This is a genomic window from Streptomyces sp. NPDC127119, from assembly GCF_042677425.1.
Classification (GTDB): Bacteria; Actinomycetota; Actinomycetes; order Streptomycetales; family Streptomycetaceae; genus Streptomyces.
In genome coordinates, this window is the sequence record NZ_JBHXTO010000006.1 from 32,842 (window position 1) to 52,486 (window position 19,645).

The following is a 19,645-nucleotide window of genomic DNA, read 5'->3' on the forward strand; positions in this document are numbered from 1 at the left end:
GGCGCGGGGTTCAGGCCTCGATGAGGCCGACGCGGATGGCGTAGCGGGTGAGTTCCAGGCGGTCGCGCAGGCCGAGCTTGTGCAGCACGTTCGCCCGGTGCCGGTGCACGGTCTTGATACTGATGAACAGCATTTCGGCGATCTCCTTCGAGGAGTGGCCCTCGGCCACGAGTTTGAGGACCTCCTCCTCGCGTGCGCTCAGCACCTGGCCGGGCGGCTCCTCGCCGTGGTGGACCCGGTCGAGGTAGTTGCGGATCAGCGCGGTGACCGCGCCCGGGTAGAGGAAGGGTTCGTCGCGCATGGCGGCACGGCAGGCGGCCACCAGGTCGCGGTCGGCCACCGACTTCAGCACGTATCCGCTGGCGCCCGCCTTCAGCGCCTGGAAGAAGTACTGCTCGTTGTCGTGCATCGTCAGCATCAGCACCCGCACGCCGGGTTTCAGCGCGGCGAGCTCGCGGGCCGCCTGCAGGCCCGTCATCCGGGGCATGGCGATGTCGAGTACGGCCAGGTCGACCTCATGGGTGCGGGCCAGCTCGACGGCCTCCGCGCCGTCCCCGGCCTCGGCGACGACCTGGAGGTCCGGTTCCCCGTCGAGGATGAGCCGCACTCCACGACGTACCAGCGCGTGGTCGTCGGCGAGGAGGATACGGATCAGTGATGTGTCGGGCGTGGTCATGGCTGCTTCCTAGAGGACGGGCACGGTCAGCCGGAGCTGCGTTCCGGCGTCCGGTTCGGAGGTGACGTCCAGCGTGGCCCCGATCAGCAGGGCCCGCTCGCGCATTCCGCGGATGCCCGCCCCTTCGCGGGCGACGCCGGAGCCGCGGCCGTCGTCGCTGACGTCCAGCACCACCTGCCCGCCGACGTGGTGCAGACTCACCTCGACCCGGCCGGCCTCGGCATGGCGGGCCGTGTTGGTCAGGGCCTCCTGGGCGACGCGGTACAGGACCAGTTCCGTCTGCGGGTCCAGCGCGGGCAGGCCGGGGTCGAAGCGCCGCACCACGCGCAGACCGGCGTGGGTGGTGAACTCGGTGGTCAGCGAGGTCAGGGCGCTGATGAGGCCCAGGTCCTCCAGTACGCCCGGCCGCAGTCGGCGCACCACCCGGCGTACCTCGTCCAGGCTCCCCCGGGTGATCTCCTGCACCTGACGCAGCTCGCCGCGCAGGGGCTCGTCGGCCTCGTCCGCCGTGCGCTTGAGGACCAGCAGGATCGCGGTCATGCTCTGGCCCACCTCGTCATGCAGTTCCTGGGCGATACGGCGTCGCTCCGCCTCCTGCCCGACCAGGACGCGGGCGCTGCTGGTGGCCCGTTCGTGTTCGAGGCGCTCGACCATCGCGTTGAAGGTGCGGATCAGTTCGGCGGTCTCGCCGTGGCCCTGTTCCGGCAGTCGCTGCCCGGGGCGCAGCAGGTCGACGGTGGTCATCAGCCGGGTGAGCCGGCCCAGCGGGGCCAGCCCGATCCGCAGCAGGGCCGCGTTGGCGACCAGCATGACGGCCAGGCCGGAGACGAGGATGATCGCCTCGGTCAGCACCACCGGCACGGAGACGGTCACCGGAGCCAGCAGCAGCAGCGCGGTGGCGATGCCGAGCACCACCGCGTTGAGCGCGAAGATCCGCCAGAACAGGGACAACGGGATGACGCCCTTCCTCGTGTGTTGATTCCTCGTGCGTTGATTCTTCGTGAGCCGATTCATCGTGTGCCGATGCTTCGTGAGTCGATCTTCCGTCCAAGCCTGCCTGCTCCCGGTTCCACCGTCGATGGGCATCAATGCCCATTTTGCGGATCCGGGCTGCCCACCGCGTGATGGGCCCCGGGACCGGCCACGGATGGGTATCGCGCCCGATGGGATTCGTACGGCGTACCGGCCAGGGTGGGACGTGGAGCAACCCTCCGAAACCCTGACCCGCGTCAACCTCGTCAACTCAACCTCGTCAACCCCGTCAAGGAGAACCCACCATGTCGCTCGACACCCCCCTGCCCGTAACCCGAACCGAGCGGCTGTCGGCGCACGAAGCCCTCCAACGCCTCGAACACGAACGCAACTCCCGCCTCACACAGCTGCTGGCCCTCGACGAGGCGGGGACGGACGCGGAGTCGGAGGTGGAGGAGCACCTGATGTCCGCGCAGAAGGGCACGATCCGGCGGGTCCTCGCCGAGGTCGAGGACGCCTTCACCCGAGTCCGGGACGGCAGTTACGGCGACTGCCTCGACTGCGCGAAGCCGATTCCGGTCGAGCGACTGGAGATCCTGCCGTACACACGGTTCTGCGTCCCCTGCCGACGCGACACCGTCTGACGACAGCCCGTCCGCCCTCCGATACCCGCCCTGCCCAGGGGGTGACATGGTGACCGACCGAATCATCGACGACCGCGACACGGCCCTGTCGGCCGACGACCTCGCCGCACTGCGCGAGAACCTGCACGAACAGCGCCTGTTCCGCCGGGAACAGCTGAAGCAACTGCACCAGGCGCAGGAGCTCCCGGCCTCCGCCCCGAGCCGCACCGACGTGCCGCACGACCGCCGGACCGGCCCTCAGGCCGAGGTCCGGGGCAAGCTCGCCGCCTCCGCCCGGATGGTCCTCGCCGACGTCGAGGCCGCGCTCGCGCGGATGGACCAGGGCGGCTACGGCAGGTGCCAACTGTGCCAGGAGCCCATCGACCGCGCACGCCTGACGGTCGTACCGCAGGGCCGCTACTGCACCCGGTGCCAGCAGGTCAGGGAGGCCGGCCGATGACCACCTCGCACGACCCCCGCCGCCTCGCGGGCCGGCACCGCTCCTGGCCCTGGTGCCGGCACTGCACCGGCATCGCCCTGGACCTGGGAAGCGCCCGCACCCGTGCCTGGACGTCCGGACGACGGACGATCCTCGACGTGCCCACGGTGACCTTCCCGGGCGGCGGCGCCACGTACCCCATTCAGCGCGGCACCATCGTCGACACCCCCGGTACCTCCCGGATGCTGGACCGGCTGCTGGGCCACCGGCTGCCCCGTTTCGGCCGCCCGCTGCTCATTCTCACGACACCCGTGCTGGGCGGTGTCGCCTTCCGGGCCCAGGCGCGCACCGCCGTGGAGGTCCTGCGCCCGCGTACGGTGCTGACGGTCCCCACCGCACGCGCCGTGGCCGTCGCCGTGGACGCCGACCTGACCCGCCCGTTGCTCGTCGTGGACATCGGGGCCCATCTCACCGAGGTCACGCTGCTCGCCGACGGCGACGTGGTGGACGCCCGCCACACCGCCCTGGGCACCGGCGACCTGGACGGGCACACCTCACCCGCGCTGATCGCCGACGCGATCGTCGCCATGGTGACCGGCATGCTGGAACAGGACCGCACCCCCGAGACGCTCGACGCCCTCCAGCGGGGTGTGCTCCTCGCCGGCGGAGGCGCCCTGCGCCCCGACATCACCTACCGTCTCGTCGGCAGACTGCACGCTCCCGCGCGGCCCGTGCCGGCGCCGCACACCGCGGCGGTCCGCGGCGCCGCGCAGCTGCTCAGGACCGCCCACGGTCACCCGTCGCTGCCGGTCGTCGGTGTCGGCGCAGGGTCAGAGTGAGGGCCACGAGGCGGTGGGCCGCGTGTCCGCGACGGCCGCGGACTCCGGCTCATGACCGTGACCGTGGCCACGGCCCTGGACGTTCTGGACGGGTTCGTTGCCGACCAGCATGTCGGGATCGAACATGACGATCACGGCGGCGAGGACCAGTACGACGATCGGTCCGCCCACCATGGGGATCAGGGAGAAGAGCAGATCCATCGAGGACTGGCCCTGGACCCTGGAACTCGCGTCGACGTGCACGCTCATGGCGGCCATGCCGGTGTAGTGCATGCCCGTGACGGCGATGCCCATGATGACGCTCGCGGCCGCGGCGGACGCGAGGGTGTGCAGGGAGACGGCCGCCCAGAGTGCGGCGGTGGCAGCCGTGACGGCGATCAGGACCGACAGGCCGACCGTCACGGGGTCGAAGCTCATGTGCCCGGCGAACTTCATGCCGTTCATTCCGATGTAGTGCATCGCCGCCACGCCCGCGCCGGTGATGACACCGGCCACTCCCAGAGTGAGGGGCGAGGCGCCGCGGTACCCCACGATGAACACGCCGAGGAGGACCACGGCCACCGCGACACCCAGGCTGAGGAACGTGAGGGCCGCGTCGTAGCGGATCGACGCACCCTCGATGGTGAATCCGATCATGGCGATGAAGTGCATGGTCCAGATGCCTGATCCGATGCAGATCGCACCCAGGGTGAGCCACGGGCCGCGACGGCCCTGTGCGCCCATGCGTACCGACCGTGTCGTGCAGCGCAGACCGAGCGCCGCACCGGCGCAGGCCATCAGGAACGCGATGACGGGAGTGATCATTCCGTAGTTGAACTGGCTGACTGTGCTGTTCACCGAACGCCTTTCGGACCGCGGGACCCGTACGGGGTCCGCGTTGCAGGAACCTTTCCGCAGAACCGTCCGTGCGGGCAGACGAGCCGAGTTCACCGGCACCTGTGTCTGACTCGCTCCGGAACCGACCCTGGGGGCGGACGGCGGCCCAGTACATGACGTTCCGTCATGCCATGGCCTCGGGGGGTGAGCGGGAGGCCAATGCTAGGTATGAGCCCCCCGCTTGTCACCTTGAGATCTGCGACGCAATCAAATTGAGACTTGTACAGGCATATTCCTCCTGCATGCCATCACGCAGATTGCCCCTATATCTCACCTTTGGCCGCTGTCTTGGTCCCGGTCGACCTGTCCTCGCTCCTCGGATGCCGGTCCGCGCGGCGCGGGAGGAGCACCGGGGTGACCAGGAGGACGACTCCGGCGACCGCGATGGCGGCGCGGGGGCCGATGAGGGCCGCCAGCAGACCCCAGGCGGCGGTCATGGCCGCGATGGCGGCACTGCTGCTGACCGACCAGGCGGTCAGCGTGCGGGCGACCCGGCCGGGGTCGGTGTGGTCGAGGCGGTAGGTGGCGAGCACCGGGTTGAACACACCGCAGCAGGTCACCAGGCCGAGTTGCACAAGGATGATGAGGACCATCCCGGGGACACCGGGCTGGACGAACGCCAGGCCGAGAGGCCAGCACGCCCGCAGTGCCCCGGCGGTGCGGAGCACCTTGTGCTGACCGAACCGCGCCACGAGCCGGTGTGCGAGGCGTGCGCCGACCAGGCCGCCGACGCAGGGCGCCGCGAACACCAGGCCGTACTGCCAGGGTGCGAACCCGAGGTCGTCCAGCAGGAGTACGGCGAGCAGGGGCTCGGAGGCCATGATCAGACCGTTGACCACGATCGCGTTGAGGAGCAGCGGGCGCAGCACGGGGTGGGCGAGGATGTGGCGCCAGCCTTCGAGCAGATCGCGGGCCTTCAGCCGGGGCGCACCGGTTCGTTCGGGAACGGGTTCGCCGCCGCCGATGGCGCGGATGCCCAGTGCCGAGAGCAGATAGCTGACGGCGTTGGCCACCAGGGTCGTCACCGGGCCGAACACCCCGATCGCGTACCCGCCGAGGGGTGGTCCGACCATGGTCGAGGTCCAGGTCGTGGACTCGAACCGGCTGTTCGCGACCAGCAGGTCCGCCGGTGGCAGGAGCCCCTTCAGATACGCGCCGCTCGCCGCCCTGAACGCGATGTCGGCCGTCGCGACCACGACGGAGACGAGGAGGAGCTGGGCGAAGCCGAGCCGGCCGAGCGCGAACGCGGCGGGGACGCTCATCAGCGCCGCGAAGCGGATCAGGTCCATCGCGATCATGACCGGCCGTTTACGACGGAACTCCACCCACGGTCCGAGCGGCACCGCCAGCACGGCCCCCACGGCGCGTCCCACGGCGGCCAGCGCCGCCACCTGGGCCGGCCCGGAGTGCAGCACCAGGATCGCGATCAGGGGAAAGGCACCGAACCCGATCCAGGTGCCGTACGAGCTGACGGCGAAGGCCGCCCACAACCAGGTGAAACGCCGTCCCAGCGTCCGTCCGCCCGCCATCCCCGATGCACCCCTCGCCGATCCGAACGACCACACACTGACCGTCGGCATCAAAGCGAGTAGCAGATCACGAGATCAAACAACCGCATCACAGGGGCCGCACAACCGTTGGTTGTGAGGCTCGGCGGGCGAGCGTGACCGTCGCCGTGCCGCCGTCGCTGTGCCGCTAAGGTCGTCGGCGTGGATCTCGATGCCGTGCGTACCTTCGTGGCCGCCGCGGACATGGGGCGGTTCCAGGACGCCGCCGACGAGTTGGCCATCACCCAGCAGGCCGTCTCCAAACGTGTCGCCTCGCTGGAAAGGGCCCTCGGGGTGCGGTTGTTCGCCCGTACCGCGCGCGGAGCGAAGCTCACCGTCGACGGACAGGCGTTCCTGCCCCACGCCCGTGATCTCCTGCGGGCCGAGGAGCGGGCGATCGACTCCGTCCGGCCCGGCCGCCGTGCGCTGCGCGTCGATGTGATCGGCCGCCGGCTGGCACCCGCCGACCTGGTACGCGACTTCCATCGTGCGCACCCCGGGATCGAGCTCGATGTCGTGACCCTCTTCGACGCCGACGCGGCGGTCGACGCGATCGGATCCGGCACGGTCGACGCGTCCTTCCGCGCCGTCACCAGAAGTCAGCTTCCGGCCGGCATCGGGGCCGCTCGGGCCTTCGACGAGCCCATCCAACTCCTCGTGGGGCCGGGCCACCCACTCGCCGACGCCACCGCGGTCACCCCCGCCGAGCTCGTGGGCCACCGGATCTGGATGCCCGGCATCGTTCCCGGCACCGAGTGGGCCGCCTACTACGGCGATCTCGCCGCCGCGTTCGGCCTCACCATCGAGGTCACCGGCCCCGACTTCGGTGTGAAACCCCTGCTGGACACGCTCGCCGACTCCCCGTCACTGGCCACCTTCGTCGGCGAGCTGACCGGTTTCGGCTGGCCCGCCGACCAGGGGCTGCGGCGCATCGCGGTGAAGGATCCGGCTCCGGTCTATCCGCACTCCCTGCTGTGGCATCGCGACAACGCCCATCCGGCGCTCGCCGCGCTCCGCGACCACCACTGCTCCGGGTCGGGTGGACACTCCGGAGCGGGGACCTGGACACCGGCGTGGGCGTAGGGGGTCCGGCCCATCGAGGCCGTCATCGCGTGTCGTCGGGCGGCTGCTCCTACTGGTGCATGCCGGAAGGGACTGCGCAGTCCGCGATCGACACGTTCATCTCCGCGTTCAACGCCTCAAGCGGCACCTGTGTGATCGACCTGCCGTCCCAGGCCCTGACCTCGGACGTGGTCCTCTGGGGGCCGTTGGGGCGCGGCGAGGGCAGCGAGGCGGTCGAGCGGTTCGTGCTGGACATCCGGCGCCACCCGGCGGGAACCGGCACGACGACCCGCTGCTCGGAGGTCGACATGCCGGACGAATGGGCCCGCTACGAGTGGGTGTTCGCCACCCCGGACGACGGCCCGCGCCTGGCCGGGACCGACATCGTCCATCTGCGGCGGTCGCTGATCGACCAGATCATCGTCTTCGGGGGCGAGCCCGAGCCGTCTTCCTGAACCGTCGGGGAGACCGGACCGTCCTCCGTCCGCTGAGCCGTCGGAGAGACCGGACCGCCGGGGCCCGCTGAGCCGTCGGAGAGACCGGGCCGCCGGGGCCCGCTGGACCGCGGGCGAGACCCGACCGCCCACCGTCCCCGGCGAACCGGGGGCAGGACCCGACCGGCTCCCAGAACCCAAGGGCGGGGCCCGAACGTCCCCAGAACCCCCAGGGGCGGGGCCGGACCGTCCCCTGAAGCATGGGCGGAGCCGGACAGCCCCCTTGAACCGGGCATGGAAGCGGCCCCGGAACTCCCTCGGGAAATCCGGGGCCGCTTCGCGCCGGGCGGGCGTCAGGCCTGCATCGCGGCCTGTTCCGGCTCGTCGAGACGGTCGGCCGGAGCCTTGTCGGCCGCGACCGGGCGGGCGGCCGGGATGACGGCCGCGATGACGGCGGCCACCAGGGCGACGGCGCCACCGATGATCAGGGCGGTACGGAAGCCGTCCTCGGAGGTGATGGTGAAGCCGCCCATGTCGACGGTCAGCTGGGAGAGGACCACGCCGACGACGGCGGCGCCCACGGAGGTGCCGAGCGAGCGCATGAGGGTGTTGAAGCCGTTCGCGGCGGCGGTCTCGGAGAGCGGGACCGAGCTCATGATCAGGGCGGGCATCGCCCCGTAGGCGAGGCCCACGCCACTGCTGGTGATCATGAGGACGAGCATCAGGCCCCAGGCGGAGCCCATCAGCGCGAGGGACACGCCGTAACCGGCGGCGATGACGAGGATGCCGGAGATCAGCGTGAACTTCGGGCCGCGTGCGTCGGTCAGCTTTCCGCCGAGCGGGGAGACGACCATCATCATGATGCCGCCGGGGGCCATCCACAGGCCCGCCGCGAGCATCGACTGGCCCAGGCCGTAGCCGGTCGCCTCGGGGAACTGCAGCAGCTGGGGAACGATCAGCATGCCGGAGTACATGCCGAAGCCGACGAAGAGCGAGGCGAGGTTGGTGAGCAGGACCCGGGGGCGGGCCGTGGTGCGCAGGTCGACCAGGGGATCCCGGGTGCGGGTCTCCCACACGCCCCAGGCGAGCAGCACCAGGACGGCGGCGGCGAAGAGGCCGAGCGTCGTCGCCGAACCCCAGCCCCACTCGGCGCCCTTGGAGACCGCGAGCAGCAGACAGACCAGACCGATGCCGAGGCCTATCGCACCGGGTGCGTCGAAGCGCTGACCCTTGGCCCCGGCGGGGACGTCGGGGATCAGGAACCAGATCAGGACGGCGATCGCCACGGCCAGGACGGCGGAGCCCCAGAAGAGCACGCGCCAGCTCGCGTACTGGGCGACCGCGGCGGCGATCGGCAGGCCGAGACCGCCGCCGATGCCCATGGACGCGCTGACGAGCGCGATGGAGGAGCTGAGCTTCTCGGCCGGGACCACATCACGCAGGAGCGCGATGCCGAGCGGCACCATGCCCATGCCCATGCCCTGCAGGCCGCGGCCGACGATCATCGGGACGACGGACGAGGAAAGCGCGCACACCACCGAGCCCACGATGAGGGGCACGGAGCAGGCGAGGAGCATCCGTCGCTTGCCCAGCAGGTCGCCCAGACGTCCGGTGACGGGCACACAGACTGCCGCCACCAGCAGGGTGACCGTGATCACCCACGCCGTGTTCGAGGGCGAGCTGTGCAGGATCTGCGGCAGGTCCGCGATGAGCGGCGTGACCAGGGTCTGCATGATCGCCGCCGTGGTGCCGGCGAAGGCCAGCGTGGCGATCACGCCATTGGTATGGCGGGACGTCGGTGGGGTTCCCATCAAGGGACTCCTTGCATCTCTTTCGGGGCATCTCTTTTGGCTACCGGAGATGCAGTCTACATACCTTATGCATCATGCATGACATGTGCGCATTGCATAGCCTGTGCAAAGATGGGGGCGGGGTCGGCGCAGAAATTTGCCGCGTCGGCCCTGTTCAGGACAGTGGGAGGCAGTGGCACATGGGCAGGCCGACGTACGAGGTCGAGTACGAGCAGATGCTGCTCGGCAGGCACGCGCTCGCGGCGCACGGCGGGCGCAGCAAGGAGAGCGTGCTGGAGCGGAGTTCCTATATTCTGCTCAGCCGTATCCGCGTACAGGGGCCCATGTCGATCGGTGAGCTGAGCGACGCGTTCGGGCTCGACGCCTCCACCCTCAACCGGCAGACCGCCTCGGCCATGCGGGCCGGACTCGCGGAGCGCATTCCCGATCCCGACGGCGGACTGGCCCGCAAGTTCCGCATCACGGACAAGGGTGCGCGGATACTCGACGAGGAGCGCGAGCGGACCGTCGGCTCCCTGGACCGGGTCATGGCCGACTGGTCCGACGAGGACATCGCGGAGTTCGCCGGCTATCTGCGGCGGTTCAACACCGGCATCGAACGGCTCGGCGGACGGCCCTGGCCGCGCCCCTGACGTTCGTGGTCGCCGGTCGAACACTCGTCGGCGGCATCGGCATCGGCATCGGTCGGAAGTTCGTCGACGGCGGTCGCGCACTCCTCGACGGCGGCCTGGACGCTCGTCGACGGCGGTCGAACACTCGTCGGCGGCGGCCTGGACGCTCATCCAAGGCAGCCGGCACACCGGATGCTCCGGACGATCGCTCCCGCCCCTCCCCTCAACTCCCTTCACAGGCACGGCAGTAGGGACAGTGACGGGTTCATGGTGCCCGCGGAGGGGTACTCATGAGCCCTATGAGGGAGACCGGAAGATACCAGGCGCGGGGGCCCAGCGACCCAGCAAGCGCCCTGACGACCGAAAGCCCTTGCCCTTAAGCCGCCGATCGACCCCCGCCTGCCCTCACCTGCCCCTTCCCGCACATCCCTCACCGGTTGCCGGGCCCTTCGTCCGAGGCCGGCGCCACTGACACGCGCAAACGAGCCAGATCGACCAAAAGGCCTCGCTTGACGGTCTCGCCGAATAGCGTGCGAGAAATCGAACACCTCTCCCCACCTCCCTGCGGTCCGCGCACGTCACGGACCCCTGCCGCGCTAGGAGAACCGGGATGTCCGACGACCCCTCGGATGCGTACGCCCCGCAGCCCCACCGGGCCAGGCACCCCACCGTCCCGCCCGCCTGGGCCACCACCGAAGAGCACTTACCCGAGCGCGTCACGCGCCCCTCAGCACCTGGGCACCACCGTGACCTGCGCATTCTGCGCCGGGCCTATCGCAGACAGCGCCGGGTCGCCACCTTCGTCGTCCTCGCCTACTTCACCGCATTCCTGATCCTCTCCGTCCGCGCACCGGCCTTCATGACGAAGCCGGTCTCCGGGGGTCTGTCCACCGGCATGGTGCTCGGCCTGGTGCAACTCCCCGTCACCTGGCTGGCGATCGTGCTCTTCGAGTACACGGCGAGCCGGTACGTCGATCCGCTCGCACGCCGGATGCGGCAGCGCACGGCTCTGCTCGCCGAGCAGGAGCCCGGACAATGACGGAGTTCAGCGGCACCGCACAGACCTGGTCCCTGGTCGCCTTCTGCACCGTCGTCACCGTGACCCTGCTGCTCTGCGTCATCGCGGGCCCGGACCGGGACGATCTCGACGAGTTCTACACCGGCTACCGCTCGCTGTCCCCGATGCGCAACGGCCTGGCCATCGCGGGCGACTACATCTCGGCGGCCACCGTCCTCACCATCGGCGGAGTCATCGCGCTGTGCGGCTACGACGGTGTCGTCCTCGCCCTCAGCACCCTCCTGTCCCTGCTGCTCCTGATGTTCCTCCTGGCCGAACCCCTGCGGAACACCGGCCGTTTCACCACCGGGGACGCCATCGCCCGGCGGATGCCCGGCCGTGCCGTGCGCATCACCACATGTGTCGTGACCATCGCCTCGCTGATGCCGATGATGCTGGTCCAGCTCGCCAGCACCGGCCAGTTGCTCGCCTTCATCCTCGGTTTCAGCAGCACCACGATGAAGACGGGGTGTGTCATCGGCGTCGGCGGCCTGATGATCACCTACGCGGCCATCGGCGGGATGAAGGGCACCGCCCTCATCCAGATCCTCAAGATGGTCATGCTTCTCGGCTCGGGGTCCGTGGTCGCCTTCCTGATGCTGCGCGCCTTCGCGTGGAACCCGGGAGAGCTGTTCCGCACGGCGGCGGAACACAGCGGGGCGGGCGACGCGTACCTGCGCGCCGGGCTGCAGTTCGCCGGGGGTCCGCACGCCGACCTGGACATGATCAGCACGCAGTTCGCCATCGTGCTCGGCGGCGCCTGTCTGCCCCACGTCACGATGCGCATGTTCACTGCGGACAGCGCACGGCAGGTACGCCGCTCGATGTCCTGGGCGGTGTCGTCGGTGGCCCTGTTCATGCTGATCATCACCATCGTCGCGATCGGGGCGACCGCGCTCCTCGGCCGGTCCGGGATCACCACGGCCGACCCGCGCGGCAACACGGCCTACCTCGTCGGCTCCCGTGCGGTCTTCGGCACGCACGTCACCCGTGCCGAGACCTTCCTGTTCACCACGGTCACGGCGGCGATCTTCCTCACCCTGCTCGCCTCGGTCGCCAGCATGATCCTGGCCTGCGCCAACTCCCTGGCCCACGACGTCTACGCCAGCCGCGCCACCCCTCATTCACCGGTACGGGAGATGACCGTGGCCCGGGTCTCCGCGCTCGCCGTCGGAATCCCGACGATCGTGCTGGCCGGCCTCATCCAGCACCGCAGCCTCCAGCCCCTGGCGACGCTCTCCTTCTGTCTGGCCGCCTCGGCCATCGCCCCCGCGCTGATCTACAGCCTCTTCTGGCGCCGGTACACGCGCACCGGCCTGCTGAGCACGATGATCGGCGGCTCGCTCACGGTCCTCGTCCTGATGCCGGGCACCCGGCTCGTGTCCGGGACACCGATGGCGGCCTTTCCCCAGGCCGACTTCAACTGGTTCCCGTTCACCACGACCGGTCTGGTGTCCATTCCCCTGGGCTTCGCGTTCGGTTGGCTCGGCACGATGTCCTCGGGACGGCGTGAGACCCAGCGGCGGAAGAAGGACTACGAGCGGATCGAGGCCAGAATCCTGGCGGGGCCGGAGCCCAGGCCGAGATGAGGATGCCCGGGCCGAGATGACCACGCCTGGGCTGAGATGACCATGCCCGGGCCGAGATGACTCCGCCCGGACCGGGTGCGTACAGCATCTTTCTTGATGTTAGGTTTGGCTTACCTTACTGAACGGAACACCCAGTTCCGTACCTCTGCGCTGCCCGCGAGCGGGCCGACAAGGACGACCTCAAGTGCGCTTCGCCCCGTCGCCGTTCACCCGCGGCACGCACCCCCGGATACGCGTCGCGTGACCGTCTCCCTCTCCCCGCCCGACCTCGCGGACGCCGAGCGCGTCCGCCGCCGTCACGGCAGGCCCGCACTGAGCGCGGGCCTGCTCGCCGCGGCCCTGGCACTGACCGCCATGAGCGTGCTCAGCCTCGCCGTGGGCTCGGGCGACGTGGCACTGCACGACGTGGTGGCCGGGGTGTTCAGTCCCGACCGCTCCGTCCACGGCCAGATGATCATCCAGGAGGTCCGCCTCCCCCGCACGCTCGCCGGTCTGCTCGCCGGATCGGCGCTCGGTGTCGCCGGAGCCCTGATGCAGGGCGTCGCACGCAACCCCCTGGCGGACCCCGGCCTGTTGGGCGTCAACGCGGGCGCCTCCGTCACCGTCGTCTTCGCCATCAGTGTCCTGTCGCTCACCGAGCCCGCGCAGTACATCTGGTTCGGCTTTCTCGGGGCCTGCGTGGCCGCCGTACTCGTCTACGGCATCGGCAGCCTGGGCCGCGAGGGCGCGACGCCCGTGAAACTGGCCCTCGCCGGAGCGGCCACCACCGCCGTGCTCGGCTCGCTGACCAGCGCCATGCTGCTCGGGGACAGCCGGACGTTCGACCAGTTCCGGTTCTGGCAGGTGGGCGCGCTCAACGGCCGTGACATCGATGTCCTGTGGCAGGCGCTGCCCTTCATCGCCGTCGGCGGAGTGCCGGCCCTGCTGCTGGGCCCCTCCCTCAACGCCCTCGCCCTCGGCGACGACATCGCGCGCGGCCTGGGCCAGCGCATCGTCGCGGTACGGCTGGCGAGCGCCGTGAGTGTCGTCCTTCTCTGCGGCGCGGCCACGGCGATCGCGGGGCCTATCGGCTTCCTGGGCCTGGCCGTTCCGCACGCGGCACGCCTGATCACCGGCCCCGACTACAAGTGGATCCTCCCCTACAGCGCGCTGCTCGCGCCGGCCCTGCTGCTCTTCGCGGACGTCGTGGGGCGCCTGATCGCGCGGCCCGGCGAGGTACAGGTCGGTGTGATCACCGCCGCGCTGGGCGCCATCCCCTTCGTCCTGCTCGTCCGCCGCCGGAACGTGGTCGAACTGTGAACCGTAAGACCAAGTCCGCGGGCGGTACGGCCACCGCGCCCCCGGAGCCGACCGCTGCGACCGCTGCGACCGGCGCGACCGGCCGCCCCTCCCCCGCCGCCGCGCACGACGCCGTCGCCCGGCTGGCCCGCGTCCGACGCCGTGAGCAGGCCCGCGGTGCTCTCGTCAGCGGGGTCCTGCTCGCCGTCGTACTCGCGGCGTTCGCCCTGTCCCTCACCACCGGCGACTTCGTCATCCCGCTCGCCGACGTCCTCGCCACCCTGGCCGGGGGCGGCGACACGGGAACCCAGTTCGTCGTCCTCGAACTGCGCCTGCCGCGCGCCCTGCTGGCCCTCCTGGTCGGCGGCTGCTTCGGCCTCTCCGGAGCGGTGTTCCAAGGCCTGCTGCGCAACCCGCTGGCCAGCCCCGATGTCATCGGCGTCAGCGCGGGGGCCAGCGCCGCCGCCGTCCTCGCGAGCATGGTCCTCGGGCTGAGCGGGATCGCCCTGTCGGCGGTAGCCCTGACGGGCGCTCTGCTGACCGGGGCCGCCGTGTATCTGCTGGCCTGGCGCAAGGGGATCAGCGGCTACCGGCTGGTCCTCGTCGGCATCGGCATCGGTACGGGCCTGTCGAGCGTCGTCTCGTACGTCATGACGCGGTCGGACGTCACCGAGGCGCAGAACGCGTTCCTCTGGCTGACCGGCAGTCTCAACGGCCGTTCCTGGACCCACTTCTGGCCTCTGTTCGGCGGGGCGGTCGTGCTGCTGCCCCTGGCCCTGATCGCCTCGCGTGCCCTGCCGGCCCTGCAGTTGGGCGACGAGGCCGCCGGCGGTCTGGGCGCCCGTGTCGAACACAGCCGACTCGCCATGCTGGCCTGCGCGACCGCCCTCGCGGGCCTGGCGACGGCCGCCGCCGGGCCCGTCGGCTTCGTCGCCTTCGTGTCCCCGCCCATCGCCCGGCGCCTGCTCCCCGGGCGCGGCGCGGCCCTCGTGCCCTCGGCGCTGGTCGGCGCCGCGCTGGTGCTCCTCGCCGACTACGCGGCCCAGCACCTCATCCCCGGTTCGCAGTTGCCGGTGGGGATCGTGACCAGCCTCGTCGGCGCGCCGTACCTGCTGTGGCTGCTCGCACGCGCCAACCGCGTGGGCAAGGGCGGCTGACCGTGACACGACACTCGGACGAAGGTTCCGGCGAGGTCCGTGAACCGCTCCGCACCCTCAAGGAGACGACGGTGACCTCCCCGCACGCCCCGTACACCCCGGCTGTCCCGCCCGCGCCGCCTACCCCGCACACCCTTCAGGCGCGGGACCTCACGCTCGGGTACGGAGAGCGCGAGATCATCTCGAAGCTGGACGTCGATCTGCCACCCGGCCGCATCACCTGCATCGTGGGCCCCAACGCCTGCGGCAAGTCCACGCTGTTGCGCTCGATGGCGCGGCTGCTCGTGCCGTCGGCGGGAGCCGTCCTCCTCGACGGCCGCAGCATCCAGGAGCTGCCCACCCGGCAGGTGGCCGCGACGCTGGGCGTGCTGCCGCAGTCCCCGGTGGCGCCGGAGGCCATCACCGTCGCCGATCTGGTCGGTCGCGGCCGGTATCCGCACCAGGGCTGGTTCCGGCGCTGGACGCCGTCCGACACCGAGGCCGTCGCCGCGGCCATGCTCGCCACCGACGTCCTCGACCTCGCCGACCGGCCGCTGGACGAACTGTCCGGCGGGCAGCGCCAGCGCGTCTGGATCGCCATGGCCCTGGCCCAGGAGACCGACATCCTGCTGCTGGACGAGCCCACCACCTACCTCGACATCAGCCACCAGCTGGACGTCCTGGACCTGCTGACCGACCTCAACCGGCAGCGGGGTGTCACCCTCGCCGTCGTCCTGCACGATCTCAACCTCGCGTGCCGGTACGCCGACCACCTCATCGCGATGAAGGACGGCCGGGTCGTCGCCGAGGGCACCCCGGCCGCGATCGTCACCGAAGAACTGGTGCACGAGGTGTTCGGGCTGCGCAGCGCGGTCGTCCCGGACCCGGCGTCGGCCACCCCGCTGATCGTGCCGATGGGTCGGCACCACATCACGGCGTCGTCGTCGGCCGACGGCACCTCGCTCGCCTCGTCCCAGCCCCAGCCCCAGTCCCAGTCCCCGACCGTCTCCTGAATCTCTGCCCCCGCTTTTCGCCCCTGTCACCTCTCACCTCTGTCGAGTACTTCGATGAACCTCCCGGAAAGAGCAGCCACCATGTCCTCTCGCCCCGCCGACTCCGGCTTCCGACGCCGCCCGGGCCGTCTGCGCCTGCTGACCGGCGCCCTCGCGCTCACCCTGATGGGAGCGCTCGCTGCCTGCGGTTCGTCCGACGAGTCCGGCAGCCAGGACAGCGCTGCCCAGCCGTCCGACGGCGCGTTCCCGGCGAAGGTCGCCACCAAGTTCGGCACGGTCACCGTGGACGAGGCACCCAAGCGTGTGGTGGCGCTCGGCTGGGGAGACGCCGAGGCCGCGCTCTCGCTCGGTGTGCAGCCGGTCGGGGCCAGCGACTGGCTCGCCTTCGGCGGCGACGGTCTCGGCCCCTGGGCCAAGGGCCTCTACGACAAGAGCCCGCAGAAGATCGGCACGCTGGAGCCCGAGTACGAGAAGGTCGCGGCCCTGAAGCCCGACCTGATCCTGGACACCAAGTCCAGCGGCGACCAGACGCGTTACGACACCCTGAGCAAGATCGCGCCGACCGTCGGAGTACCGAAGGGCGGCGACCAGTACAAGATCTCCTGGGCGAAGCAGACGACCATGGTCGCCCAGGCCCTCGGTCTCTCCGACGACGGCGAGAAGCTGATCGCGGAGACCGAGAAGAAGTTCAGCGACGCGGCCACGGCGCACCCGGAGTTCAAGGACAAGACCATCACGCTCGGGTCGCGGACCGCGTCCGCCTGGGGCGCGTACGTCCGTGGCACGGGCCGGGTCGACTTCGTCGAGCGGCTCGGGTTCAAGAACAGCCCCGCCATCGAGGCCAAGGCCGGTTCCGCGTTCTCCGTGCCCGTCTCGGAGGAGAACCTCGGCCTCCTCGACGCGGACCTGACGGTGATGGCACCCATCGGCGTCACCGCGAAGAAGATCAGCTCCGATCCCCTCTTCAAGGCCGTACCGTCCGTGAAGAAGGGTCACTCCGTCGTCTTCGACGACCAGAACATCAGCTCGGCCTTCGCGATGGACTCCGTACTGTCCGTCGACTACGCGCTGGAGCACGTGGTGCCCCTGTTCGCGGCGGCGCTCAAGTAGCCCTCACGGTCCGCGGTGGCCTCAGGGGCCTCACGCGGTGCTCGCCCACACCCGGTCCGCGTAGTCGAGGAAATTGCGTCCGAGGATCTTCTCGATGCGTTCGGAGCGGTATCCGCGCTGTTCCAGGAGGTGGATCAGTTCCCTGAACTGGTCCACCCCGCGCAGATCGAGGACGAAGGGGAACGTGTCGGCGCGCTCGCCCGCCGCTCCGACTCCGGCCGCCCGGCGCAGCGCCACGTGCTCGGCGAGATCCGCGCGGTAGGCGTCGAGGTCGTCGATCGAGGTGACGGGCCCGTCGGTGCCGATGCCGACGTGGTCCTCACCGCACACGTTCACGGCGTGGTCGATGTGCTCGACGACGTCCGCGGCCGTGGCATGACCGGACTGGCTGAGGAACGGCATGAAGTAGATGCCCACGAACCCCCCGCGCGACGCGACCAGCCGCAGCTCCTCGTCGGTCTTGTTGCGGGGCAGATCGGCCAGCGCCCGGCAGCCGGTGTGGTTGATCGACACCGGTGTACGGGAGAGGGCCGCGGCCTCCAGACAGGTGCGCTCGCCGCTGTGCGAGAGGTCGACCATCAGGTCGTGTTCGTTGAGCGCCTCGACCACGCGGCGGCCGAAGTCGCTCAGGCCGCGGTTGGCCGGTGCCATGGAGCCGTCGCCGAGGTGATTGGCCTGGTTGTAGGTGAGTTGCACGACGCGCACGCCCAACTCGGCGAAGGTGGCGATGCGGCCGACGTCCTCGCCGACCGCGACGGCGTTCTGGAAGCCGTAGACGACACCGATCCGGCCCTCCTCCCGTGCCCGGTGGAGGTCGGCGACCGTGCGCACCTTCAGCAGGTCCGCCGCGTGCTCCCGCACGATCCCGTCCCACACGTCGATCTCGTGCAGCGTGTGCTCGTACGGGGGCAGATCGCCCATGGTGTAGCCGAGGGTGATGTTGACGGCGGTGAGCCCCGAGGCGCGGGCGTCCGCCAGGGTGCGGGCGTCGATGGTGAGTTGCTCGCTGGTCTGGTTGAGCTGTGCGGCGGCCTCGGCCGACCGGGGCGCGTTCGGGTTGTCGAGCTGCCCGAGCGCGTTGATGATCATGGGAGTGGAGTTCATCGCGCTTCCTTGTACGCGCCGCGCTCGAAGCGGTGGCCGCGCTTGACGGTGAGGGTGACGCTGCGCAGGTGGTCGATGTCGAGCAGTGGATTCTCGTCCAGGACGACGAAGTTGGCGAGCTTGCCCGCCTCGACGCTGCCCATGACGTCCTCGGCTCCGGCGCTCCGGGCGCCGATCAGGGTGGCCGAGCGCAGCACCTCCTCGGGCGGGATGCCGCAGCGGTTCACGAGGAACGCCAACTCCTCGAACAGGGCGGGGAAAGGGTCCTCGGGAGCGGTCTCGTAGTCGGTGCCCGTCGAGAGGTCCACACCGGCGCGGTACGCCTGAGCCGTGATGTGCGCGGCGAGTTGGGCGTTGGCCCGCGCGCGTGCGGCGTCCTCGGGCCCCTCCCCCGCCAGTTCGTCGCTCTCCCACATGCCGGCGGTCGCGTCGAGGACGGTTGCGCGGCGGCACATCAGGGCGAAGAGTGCGTCGAGGTGCGGATCGTCCTCGGCGGCGAACCGCTGGTGGTCGAAACGCGGTTTGTCCTTGTACGTCGTCAGCGGCACGTCGACGCCCTCGAAGGCGAGCAGCGTGGCATGGGAGACGCTGTCGACACCGGCCTCGACGACCTGTCGGGGTGTCGCAGGGAAGACGGCGGCGTGGGCCCAGACGGGGATGCCCTGGCGGTGTGCCTCTGCGGTGATCGCGGCGACCGTGCTGTGGTCGAGGTCGGCGTACACCTTGATGGCGGCGGCGTGCGTGCCGCGCGCCAGGGCCACCGCCACGCGCAGGTCCGTGTCCGGGGTGATGGCCTGCATCCACGGCACGGCGCCCGGGGTCTCTCCCTGGGAGACCTGGTGGGTGCGCGGGTCGTCGAAGAAGCCGGGTCCGGCCATCAGCGCGGCGTAGCGGATGTCCGGGCCGGGGATCTCGCCGACGAGGGTGGCCCGCGCGAGGTCACCGACCTGCCGCAGGTCGTCCGCCATGTCGCGGATCGCCGTGACGCCGCTGTGCACGAGTCGGTCGAGGACCGCTTCGGCGGCGGGCCGGTCGGGCGGTGTCGCGATGTGCTGGTGCGAGTCGATCAGACCCGGCATGACGAAGCGTCCGTCGAGGTCGTGGACCTGCGCGTCGGCCGGCAGTGAAGCCGCGATCTCCGTGTCGTCCCCGACCGCGCGGATCGTCGCGCCGTCGATGACGATCGACGTCGAGAGGCGGGGCGCCCGGCCGGTCCCGTCGAACAGCGTGGCACCGCGATACACGGTGACTGTCCCCGCCGGGGGCGGGGCGTGCGGGGTCGGCGCTCCCGAGGCCTCGTTCGTCATCTTCGCCTCTCGCTCATCGTGGTCAGCCGGCTCAGGGGTGGCCTGCTGATTCCGGGGTGGCGCGCCGGCTCTGGGGAGGGTCGGCCGGCCCAGGGGTGGTCGGCTGACCCAGGGGCGACCGGCTGGCCCAGGGGGTCACGCAAGTTGTTGCGGTGTACGTG

At 70.6% G+C, this 19,645-nt stretch carries 19 protein-coding genes; 12 read left to right on the top strand and 7 right to left on the bottom strand.

Annotated elements, in window-relative coordinates:
• Positions 1 to 10 precede the first annotated feature (10 nt).
• Together ACFVH5_RS04695 and ACFVH5_RS04700 are read right to left on the bottom strand one after the other, a co-directional pair.
• Positions 11 to 676 carry a response regulator gene (locus tag ACFVH5_RS04695; RefSeq protein WP_384797080.1) on the bottom strand — a complete coding sequence of 222 codons (666 nt, stop codon included), beginning with the start codon at positions 674 to 676 and terminating at the stop codon, positions 11 to 13.
• Positions 677 to 685: 9 nt separating this feature from the next.
• The gene (locus ACFVH5_RS04700; RefSeq protein ID WP_385832042.1) at positions 686 to 1,627 is read right to left on the bottom strand and encodes a histidine kinase; all 942 of its coding nucleotides are present in this window, start codon (positions 1,625 to 1,627) and stop codon (positions 686 to 688) included.
• Between the two features lie 326 nt (positions 1,628 to 1,953).
• On the opposite strand from ACFVH5_RS04700, the gene ACFVH5_RS04705 reads away from it, so the two are divergent.
• Genes ACFVH5_RS04705 through ACFVH5_RS04715 form a run of 3 tightly spaced genes read left to right on the top strand, consistent with a single transcriptional unit; the run spans position 1,954 to position 3,549 of the window.
• A complete protein-coding gene (locus tag ACFVH5_RS04705; RefSeq protein WP_385832044.1) occupies positions 1,954 to 2,292 on the top strand; it encodes a TraR/DksA family transcriptional regulator in 339 nt (112 codons plus the stop codon).
• Positions 2,293 to 2,338: 46 nt separating this feature from the next.
• Positions 2,339 to 2,731: a TraR/DksA family transcriptional regulator gene (locus ACFVH5_RS04710; RefSeq protein ID WP_385832045.1), complete on the top strand. Its 393-nt coding sequence runs from the start codon at positions 2,339 to 2,341 to the stop codon at positions 2,729 to 2,731.
• On the top strand, positions 2,728 to 3,549 hold the full coding sequence (locus ACFVH5_RS04715) for a rod shape-determining protein (RefSeq protein WP_385832047.1): 822 nt from the start codon (positions 2,728 to 2,730) through the stop codon (positions 3,547 to 3,549). Before ACFVH5_RS04710 ends, ACFVH5_RS04715 begins: the two co-directional genes overlap by 4 nt.
• Here ACFVH5_RS04715 and ACFVH5_RS04720 read toward each other — a convergent pair.
• Both ACFVH5_RS04720 and ACFVH5_RS04725 read right to left on the bottom strand, forming a co-directional pair.
• A complete protein-coding gene (locus tag ACFVH5_RS04720; RefSeq protein ID WP_385832048.1) occupies positions 3,541 to 4,386 on the bottom strand; it encodes an MHYT domain-containing protein in 846 nt (281 codons plus the stop codon). The two genes, ACFVH5_RS04715 and ACFVH5_RS04720, sit on opposite strands and share 9 nt — an antisense overlap.
• Before the next feature lie 302 nt (positions 4,387 to 4,688).
• Positions 4,689 to 5,954 (bottom strand): MFS transporter, encoded by a 1,266-nt coding sequence (locus ACFVH5_RS04725; protein ID WP_385832050.1) that lies wholly within the window; start codon positions 5,952 to 5,954, stop codon positions 4,689 to 4,691.
• A gap of 180 nt (positions 5,955 to 6,134) precedes the next feature.
• Here ACFVH5_RS04725 and ACFVH5_RS04730 point away from each other — a divergent pair, with 180 nt between their 5' ends.
• Both ACFVH5_RS04730 and ACFVH5_RS04735 read left to right on the top strand, forming a co-directional pair.
• Positions 6,135 to 7,055, top strand: coding sequence for a LysR family transcriptional regulator (locus ACFVH5_RS04730; protein ID WP_385832052.1), 921 nt, complete (start codon positions 6,135 to 6,137; stop codon positions 7,053 to 7,055).
• 59 nt (positions 7,056 to 7,114) lie between these two features.
• Complete coding sequence (locus ACFVH5_RS04735; protein WP_385832053.1) at positions 7,115 to 7,489, top strand: nuclear transport factor 2 family protein; 375 nt, start codon at positions 7,115 to 7,117, stop codon at positions 7,487 to 7,489.
• A 332-nt stretch (positions 7,490 to 7,821) separates the two neighbouring features.
• Here the strand turns inward: ACFVH5_RS04735 and ACFVH5_RS04740 are convergent, their stop codons facing one another.
• Positions 7,822 to 9,279, bottom strand: coding sequence for an MFS transporter (locus ACFVH5_RS04740; RefSeq protein ID WP_385832055.1), 1,458 nt, complete (start codon positions 9,277 to 9,279; stop codon positions 7,822 to 7,824).
• A 179-nt stretch (positions 9,280 to 9,458) separates the two neighbouring features.
• On the opposite strand from ACFVH5_RS04740, the gene ACFVH5_RS04745 reads away from it, so the two are divergent.
• From ACFVH5_RS04745 to ACFVH5_RS04775, 7 genes are all read left to right on the top strand, one after another.
• The gene (locus ACFVH5_RS04745) at positions 9,459 to 9,911 is read left to right on the top strand and encodes a MarR family winged helix-turn-helix transcriptional regulator (protein WP_210885660.1); all 453 of its coding nucleotides are present in this window, start codon (positions 9,459 to 9,461) and stop codon (positions 9,909 to 9,911) included.
• A 589-nt stretch (positions 9,912 to 10,500) separates the two neighbouring features.
• Complete coding sequence (locus tag ACFVH5_RS04750; RefSeq protein WP_384797054.1) at positions 10,501 to 10,929, top strand: DUF485 domain-containing protein; 429 nt, start codon at positions 10,501 to 10,503, stop codon at positions 10,927 to 10,929.
• A complete protein-coding gene (locus ACFVH5_RS04755; RefSeq protein WP_385832057.1) occupies positions 10,926 to 12,536 on the top strand; it encodes a cation acetate symporter in 1,611 nt (536 codons plus the stop codon). Before ACFVH5_RS04750 ends, ACFVH5_RS04755 begins: the two co-directional genes overlap by 4 nt.
• Positions 12,537 to 12,890: 354 nt before the next feature.
• Positions 12,891 to 13,835, top strand: coding sequence for a FecCD family ABC transporter permease (locus tag ACFVH5_RS04760; RefSeq protein WP_385832217.1), 945 nt, complete (start codon positions 12,891 to 12,893; stop codon positions 13,833 to 13,835).
• Entirely contained in the window at positions 13,832 to 14,971 is a 1,140-nt protein-coding gene (locus tag ACFVH5_RS04765) for a FecCD family ABC transporter permease (RefSeq protein ID WP_385832059.1), read from the top strand. The genes ACFVH5_RS04760 and ACFVH5_RS04765 overlap by 4 nt, the downstream gene beginning before the upstream one ends.
• Positions 14,972 to 15,042: 71 nt before the next feature.
• Positions 15,043 to 15,963 (top strand): ABC transporter ATP-binding protein, encoded by a 921-nt coding sequence (locus tag ACFVH5_RS04770; RefSeq protein WP_385832219.1) that lies wholly within the window; start codon positions 15,043 to 15,045, stop codon positions 15,961 to 15,963.
• 81 nt (positions 15,964 to 16,044) lie between these two features.
• Entirely contained in the window at positions 16,045 to 17,073 is a 1,029-nt protein-coding gene (locus tag ACFVH5_RS04775) for an iron-siderophore ABC transporter substrate-binding protein (RefSeq protein WP_385832060.1), read from the top strand.
• Positions 17,074 to 17,103: 30 nt separating this feature from the next.
• Here ACFVH5_RS04775 and ACFVH5_RS04780 read toward each other — a convergent pair whose 3' ends face one another.
• Together ACFVH5_RS04780 and ACFVH5_RS04785 are read right to left on the bottom strand one after the other, a co-directional pair.
• Complete coding sequence (locus tag ACFVH5_RS04780; RefSeq protein WP_385832062.1) at positions 17,104 to 18,177, bottom strand: dipeptidase; 1,074 nt, start codon at positions 18,175 to 18,177, stop codon at positions 17,104 to 17,106.
• A complete protein-coding gene (locus ACFVH5_RS04785) occupies positions 18,174 to 19,484 on the bottom strand; it encodes an amidohydrolase family protein (protein ID WP_385832063.1) in 1,311 nt (436 codons plus the stop codon). The genes ACFVH5_RS04780 and ACFVH5_RS04785 overlap by 4 nt, the downstream gene beginning before the upstream one ends.
• Positions 19,485 to 19,645: the final 161 nt, after the last annotated feature.